General features: G+C 34.0%; 2 protein-coding genes. One reads left to right on the top strand and one right to left on the bottom strand.

The window, feature by feature from the left end:
- Positions 1-129: 129 nt before the first annotated feature.
- Positions 130-882, top strand: a complete 753-nt coding sequence (locus ACYVRA_RS06620; protein WP_461251956.1) for a methyltransferase domain-containing protein — start codon at positions 130-132, stop codon at positions 880-882.
- Here the strand turns inward: ACYVRA_RS06620 and ACYVRA_RS06615 are convergent.
- Positions 850-1,101 (bottom strand): hypothetical protein, encoded by a 252-nt coding sequence (locus tag ACYVRA_RS06615; RefSeq protein WP_461251955.1) that lies wholly within the window; start codon positions 1,099-1,101, stop codon positions 850-852. The genes ACYVRA_RS06620 and ACYVRA_RS06615 overlap by 33 nt on opposite strands.
- Positions 1,102-1,178: the final 77 nt, after the last annotated feature.

Here is a 1,178-nt window from a genome sequence, read left to right as displayed (position 1 = left end):
CCGTAAAAGGCTTCGAATTTCCCTTTTCGGGGTCAAAAAACCGTCAGTTACCGCCGTAACGTTATATGCCATTTTTCTTGAAATTGTTGCAAGAAAAAAATCATTGGCATATAGCGTTTCGGAGATGTTATGGACGCTGCCAATGGAAAATTAGAGGATAAATATGTTTTTGGACTTCCCGAAGAAGGGAAAATCATTTTTCAGCATCCTTGGAAATTATCAAGAGGAAACTGTGTTCTAAAACAATTGAAACATAAAAATTTACACAATATGGCTGATATTGGCGTAAATGATATGTATTACACAAAAAAGGCAAAAGAATTCGCTAATGGAAAGGTTTATGCCGTTGACGTATTTTTCCCTGAAAATGGAGAAACAAGAGACGGCATTTTCTGTATAAATGACATTAAAAAATTACCTGATAATGAACTTGACGGAGTAATAATGATGGACGTTTTGGAGCATATTGAAAATGATAAAACATTTTTCAATATTGTTGTAAATAAATTGAAGAAAGGCGGGATAATTTTAATAACTGTTCCGGCATGGCAGTTTTTATTTTCCGCTCATGATGTAAAATCATTGCATTACAGAAGATATAACAGGAAACAATTAATGGCATTATTGGAACATAAAGAAATAAAAACGGAAAAATGCCATTATTTTTATACTAGCCTTTTTTTGGCTAGATTGGCATTTATTTCCAAAAAGGATAAATTTGCCGGAAATGATATAGGTTGGAAATATTCTGAAAAAAATATAATAACCATTATTGTAAAAACGGTATTGGATATAGATTTTTGGATAAATAAAATATTGGATAAAATAGGAATACATTTACCTGGATTATCATTGATTGCGGTATGCCGTAAAATGATATAAAGCAAGAAAAACGGCATATAACAGGTCGGTAACTGTACGCCGCCTTACGGCGGCTAGGCTACGCAAAACCCCAGTCGGGGCTTCGCCCCTTTGTGGGGTTTTGCTCCGCCACATTTTTTTGCGCCCGTAAAACCGCTTCGCGGTTTTTCTCATCGGGCGCAAAAAAACGTCAGTTACCGCCGGAACGTTATATGCCATTTTATTTTGAAGTTTTTCCATAAGATATTGACATTTTATTGTTAATAATCCATATATTAAATGATTAATAAGAAAGGAGCAAATTATGAATAGAAAAT

The organism is Treponema sp. R8-4-B8 (assembly GCF_054786175.1).
This window is presented reverse-complemented; position numbering and strand designations above follow the sequence as displayed.